Here is a 5,930-nt window from a genome sequence, read left to right on the forward strand (position 1 = left end):
CGCTGGTAGGAGCCGCTGGGGTCCCGATGGCCCACTCGTACTTCTCGAGAGGCGCCCCGTCGTTGAACTCGGTCCAATTCGCGTAGAGCGAGGTCCTCGAGCTTGTCGTCTCGACGTCCTGGTGCTCATCGTCCGCCTGGAGGCGATCGAAGACCATCCCCGCGCTCGGCCGGTTGGGGGATACTATCTTGACGGCCATGAGGTGCCCATCCGTGGGCCCGTCCAGGGTCGAGTCATACATGGGGGGCGGGGGAGGACTGGGAGGGGGGCGAGGCAGCCCCGTGGCCGACGAAGTCCCCATACCGACGATGAGCTGAGTGGCTGTGTGCACGGCGAGAGCCGTGACCTCGTCCTCCATGTCACCGCCCGCGAAGGAATCCCAGCCGTCTCCTCCCCAGCCTGGAAACATCCACACGAAGCCCTCTCGGGTGAGGGGTGATGGCGGACTTTCAGGCTCGATCACGGTGTCGAAGCCGAGGGTGACCCAGGGGAGGTTCGTGGAGTCCGTTCTTCCACCGATATAGGCGGTGCCGCTGTTGTCGGTCGCAACGGCCAGCACCTCATCGTCGCGATCTCCCCCGCGCACCTGGATCAGCCTCGTGTTCCCCTCACTGGTCACCCAGGCAGCGAAGGCATTCCTGGCTGGCGGAGTTTCGGCGTTGACGATGTCCGAGGAGCTCGTGGTGCCTGCCACCACGACAGTGTCTTCCAAACCTCCGGCGATGCCCTTGCCCTCGTCCTTCTGGTTCCCTCCCACGTAGGTCAGCCAGAGGGGATCTCCCCCCAATGTCTCCATCGCAACGACGAAGGCATCTGACTCGCCGCCCTTGTATTCATTCCTGAGCTTGGAGTCGTAGATGGCCCTCAGCTCCGCGGTTGTGGAGGTGGTCGTCCCCACCAGCAACAACTTCCCCCCGCTCGAGGTGATGCCGAGAAACCTGTCGTCCCCTGGGCCGCCAATGAACTTCGGCTGAAGATTCCACCCAATCGTAGGGGGCGCCGCGGGGTTTGATGCGTGGGGTTCGATCCGCACCACGAAGGCATTCACCGAGCCGTCGAGGGGCACTGGCACTCCCAGGAAGGTAGAGGAGTTCGTCCACCCCGAGACGTAGACGGTGGTGCCAACGACGGTCACGCCTGTCGCCTCATCGACATCGAGGCCCCCCAGGTACATGTACCACTCAGGAGTTCCCTGGGGGTTGATTCGAATGAGGAAGGCGTCCGTCCCGCCCGCGAAATCCTCCACCAGGGCTCCCGCGCCCGTCATGCTCGTGGAGGTGCTCCTGCCGACGATGTACACCGATCTGTCGGACGCGAACGCGACGGCATTGGCCACATCGATCCCGGGACCTCCAAATATCCTGGGTGTGAAGCGCGGGATCAGGGACGCGTCATAGTCGAAGCCGCTGATGAAGAGGTCCTCGGACGTGCGCGACCCCGATGACGGGGGGGTGGCGAAGTCCAGCGACAGGGTGGTGCCCACGACCACGATTTCCCGGTTGTCGCTCTGCGCGATGGCTGTGATGCGATCACGGTTGGCGCCACCGAGGTAGGTGCTCCATTCCGTGATGGCTGCAGGCTGCGCGCCAGCGGCGAGCGGCAGGAGGGACGCGGCCAGCGACACGAGTGAGGCGGCCGCGGCCAGAGCAACGCCACGCGGAAGGTGAGCGGACACAGAGGATCTCCCTTAGAACAGATCGAAGCCCACGCCGGCCGAGGTGCTCAGAACGAAGGATCGGTAACGGGGCTTGTATTCGGAGCCCAGCTTGAGGAACTCGGCCCCCACATCCAACAAGAACGTCAGCTTGCCGGGGGGAGCCAGGCGGAGGCCCGCCACCGCGCCGCCTCCGAATGCGGACAGGGTCGGGACGGCCGTGCCTCGCAGCGCCAGGCGCGGCTGGACCGCGCCATCACTCAGCAGGAAGCCCACCTCTGCCCCAACCCCGGGCTCCTTTCCCGCCAGCACGCGCGCGCTCAGATCCACCCTGCCGAGCTCCAGTGTCATCGCGCCGCCCAGGCCGACTCCCTTCCCCACGGGATCGAGGAAGCCGAAGAGCTCCGGGCGCAGCTGCAGGGAGCTCGGCTCCGGGGCCTGCGGATCTTCCACAGGGGGCTTATTCCTCGCCTCCTCCTCTTCGCGCGCCAGGCGCTCGGCCTCCAGGCGCTGACGCTCGACCTCCTGGCGCTGACGCTCGACCTCCTGGCGCTGGCGCTCCTCCTCCTGGCGTTTGGCATCCACCGCATGGCGGGCCTGCTCGGCCAGGGCCACGAACTCGGGAGGAAAGAGGATGGGATCCACCTTGAGCGCAGGCGCCGCGATCACCAGCTCCCCGAGCTGGAGCCGGGCGGACTCCTCCTCGCCGGAGGCGTGCAGCGCTGCCGCGAGGTAGAGCCGGGCCTTGATGCGCTCTTCCTTGGAGAGCTTCTTGGAGCGCAGATCGTTCTCCAGCGACTTTCGGGCGCGCCCGTACTCGCCACGCTCGTAGAGCGAGACGCCGGGTAGCTCCGCGTAGGCGGGAAGGGATACGAGCAGCGTCCACCCCATGGACAGCAGGACGGTCGTTCTCATGGCGCCTCAGTTGTTTTGAAGGATGACTTCATGCTCCGTCGTCTGGCCCGCGGTGACGGTGACGGAGCCTCGGTACGGCTTCAACCCGGGGTTGATCAGCTCCAGCTTGTGCCGGCCCGCAGGCAGCACGAGCTCGTGCGTGGGGGGGACTCGGCCCATCTCCTTCTCATCCACATAGATGTTGGCCCAGCCTCCTCTGACGATCAGCAACAGCTTGCCCTTCGCCTTCGGTGGCGGTACGGGCTTGCCCTGGGTCTGTTCGCCGGGCTTCTTCTTCGGGTTCTGGGTCGTGTTCCCACCCTGCTGCGCAATGGCCTCTGCAGTGGTTCCATTGGGGGGCGGCTTCACCGTCTCATCCGGCGGCGGCTTGACGGCCACTGAGGGATCCAGCGTGGCAGGATCCGGCGGTTTCACGTCCACGGCAGGATTCGGCGTCTTCACCTCCCTGGGAGGCGGCAGGACGGTGACGGGCTCGGTCCCACCCGGGCTGGGGCTTGAAGGTGTCTCGATCACGGTGGGCTGCACCGGAATGGACGGGTCCTTGCGCTGCAAGGCCCAGAAGCCCGCGCCACCGAGCGCCAGCAGGAGCAGTCCACCGACCGCGACCTGGGGCAGGCGGCTCGGGCGGACGGCCGCGACCCGCTCGGTGGTCGGGGCGAAGCGCGCCGGCACAGCCCCCTCCTCGGTGGTGATGGGCGCCAGGCGCGACTGGCTGATGGACTCCTCGGGGTTCGTGGAGGCCGTGCGCGTCACGGTGACCGAGTCGACCTCGGGCCGCGAGTGCCCGGGAGCGGCACGGCCGGCTGGAGCGGGCGGGCGCTCGGTGCGGACGCTCGGGATCTGGTCGGTGGGCTTCTCACCCCTTGGCGCCGGCTCCAGGCGCGTGGCCCCATCGGCCAGCTGACGGGAGATCGCCTTCAGCTCGCGGCGCACTGCCTCCGCGGAGGCCGGACGTTGTGCGGCCGTCTTCGCCAGCATCCGCACCACCAGCTCGTCCAGCGCCGGATGGAGATCCACATAAGTGGATGGAGGGGGAGGCTTGGCCTGCACGTGCTGGATGGCAATCGACATGGCCGACGGGCCCTCGAAGGGGATCCGTCGGGTGAGCATCTCGAAGGCGATCACGCCCACCGAGTACAGATCCGTGTGCGGCCCCACCGCCTGGCCCGAGGCCTGCTCCGGCGCCATGTACTCGGGGGTGCCCACGATCATGCTGGCCCGTGTCTGAGGGCTGGTGCCGTTGGGCATCTCGCTGCGCTTGGCCAGGCCGAAGTCCAGCACCTTCACGGACTCGCCGCCGCCCGAGTCTCGCACCACGAAGATGTTGCCGGGCTTGAGATCCCGGTGGATGACGCCCATGGCGTGCGCGGCGCCGAGCGCGCCCAGCAGCTCGTCCAGGAGCGCGATGACCTCCGCCTCGAGCATGGGCGCCCGCTGGGCAATGATCTCGTCCAGCGGCGCACCCTCCAGGTACTCCATCACCAGGTACTGGCCGATGTGAGGGATGGTGCCGAAGCCGAAGACGTCGATGATGCCCCGGTGGCGGATGGCGCTGGCCGCGCGCGCCTCGGAGATCAGATCTCGCGCGCCACCTCCGTCGGAGAACTCCGGGCGCAGGATCTTGATGGCCACCTTGCGGCCGATGATGGGGTGCTCGCCCTCATAGACAATGCCCATGCCGCCGGCGCCGATGCGGCGCTTGACGATGAAGTCGCCCAGCTGCTTGCCCACCAGCATGTCGCGCGACACCGTGGCTTCCCACGAGCCTTCGCGCACCTCCTCGGACAGCTCCACCGGGGCCGGCGTCAGCAAGGGTTGCGCGACACCGGCGGCCTTGCCATGAACGGGGGGAGAGCCGGGGTCGCGACGCACGGTGGCCTCTTCGACGAAGGGGTTGTCCGCCACGGCTCGGGCGCCATCGCGAGGGCAGAGGGTCGTTCCCGGAGGCAGCATGGCTCCGCACTGGGAGCACTTCAGCAAGCTGCGCATTGGTTGATTCATAGATTCCCGACGCTTGCTCCGGCATGAAGGCCGCATGCCGCTTGGGTCTCGTTCTCCACAGGCGCCTGAGCCCCCCCACAGCGGGATGAACGCTTGTGACAAATATCACACAACACATAGCGCAGTAACACCCGTACCTGAACGCAGAGTGCGTGGCTTCCACCACCGCCAGACGGGCTGAGGCAGGTGCCAGAGGCACGAAGCAGGCGAGGGAGCATGAGGGGTGAGACGGACAAGCGCCACGCCAAGATCTTCCAGATCTGCGCCATCCTCCATGGCGTCTTTCGACAACCCTTCACTGGCGGGGCATGCCGACCCCAGCCGTCCCATAAGCGGACCGACCCGTCCCAGAAACGGACACAACCCCAGAGCGTATGAGGAGGGACTCGGCGCGCGGGGTGCACCCGGCCGATAGGATGGGGAGTCCCTTGCCATGGCCTTCCCATCGCGGGGACCTTCACTCTCCAGGCAGGGGTACAGCGATGACTGAAGCAGATCTTCTGAAGGAGGCGGAGCGGATCCAGGCTCTGCTGGCAGCGCATGCCGCACGGCACGACCGGGACACCACCTTTCCCGAGGAGGGGAGGGAGGCCATGGTCGGCTCCCCGCTGAACGCGGCGCTCCTGGATGGCGCCTCGTGGCTGACCTTCGGGCGGATCGTCAGCATCCTGTCCCGAGGGGATGCCTCCTTCGCGACGGCCTGGCTGATGCACCAGGGCTCGGCCGAGGCCCTGCGCTCTCTGGGGGACCCGGCGCAGGTCTCCTCCTTCGAGGCCGAGCTCCGCGGCGGAGCCTGGTTCGGCAATGCCCTCGGCGAGCCGACCAGCGGCAATCAGTTCCTGATGCCTCAGCAGCAAGCCCGCCGCGTGGAGGGCGGCTGGCGCCTGAGTGGTGCCAAGCGCTTCGTCTCTGGCGGCGAGCACGCGAAGTACCTCCTCACCAGCGCCGTCTGTGAGGGACAGCCCCGTTTTTTCCTCATCGACAAGGAGGACTCCATCCGGGTGGAGGAGATCTGGGATCCCATGGGCATGCGCGCCACGCGGAGCCAGCTCCTGCACTTCCAGGACACGCTCCTGCCGGAGTCTCGGGTGCTGAAGCTCGATCCCACCCAGCCCAGCGCCATCCCCGCGGGGCTGTCCTGGATCTCTGTCGGCATCGCCGAGGCGGCCATGGGGTTCGCCATCGGCTACGCCAAGGAGCGACGACTGCCTCCGGAGAACAAGCCGCTCGCCGATATGCAGTGGATCCAGATGGCCGTGGCGGACATGAGCATCCGCCTGGAGGCGGCGCGATCCCTGGCCATGCGCTCGGCCACCGCCGCGGATCAGCGCGCTCCGGACTTCCCGTTTCTGCAGATGCA

The 5,930-nt window shown here is 67.4% G+C and carries 4 protein-coding genes; 1 reads left to right on the forward strand and 3 read right to left on the reverse strand.

All coding sequences use genetic code 11. The annotated features are described in order from the left end of the window. The 3 genes from VD972_RS16085 to VD972_RS16095 form a co-directional block, all read right to left on the reverse strand. The coding region (locus VD972_RS16085; protein WP_324987846.1) for a hypothetical protein at positions 1-1,675 on the reverse strand (1,675 nt) is incomplete at its 3' end. A gap of 12 nt (positions 1,676-1,687) precedes the next feature. Then, on the reverse strand, positions 1,688-2,569 hold the full coding sequence (locus tag VD972_RS16090; protein WP_324987849.1) for a hypothetical protein: 882 nt from the start codon (positions 2,567-2,569) through the stop codon (positions 1,688-1,690). A 6-nt stretch (positions 2,570-2,575) separates the two neighbouring features. After that, complete coding sequence (locus VD972_RS16095; protein ID WP_324987852.1) at positions 2,576-4,522, reverse strand: serine/threonine-protein kinase; 1,947 nt, start codon at positions 4,520-4,522, stop codon at positions 2,576-2,578. Positions 4,523-5,052: 530 nt separating this feature from the next. Here VD972_RS16095 and VD972_RS16100 point away from each other — a divergent pair. Then, positions 5,053-5,930 (forward strand): acyl-CoA dehydrogenase (locus VD972_RS16100; RefSeq protein ID WP_324987855.1); only part of this gene is annotated, 878 nt, incomplete at its 3' end.

The organism is Hyalangium sp. (genome assembly GCF_035629615.1).
Lineage (GTDB): Bacteria > Myxococcota > Myxococcia > Myxococcales > Myxococcaceae > Hyalangium.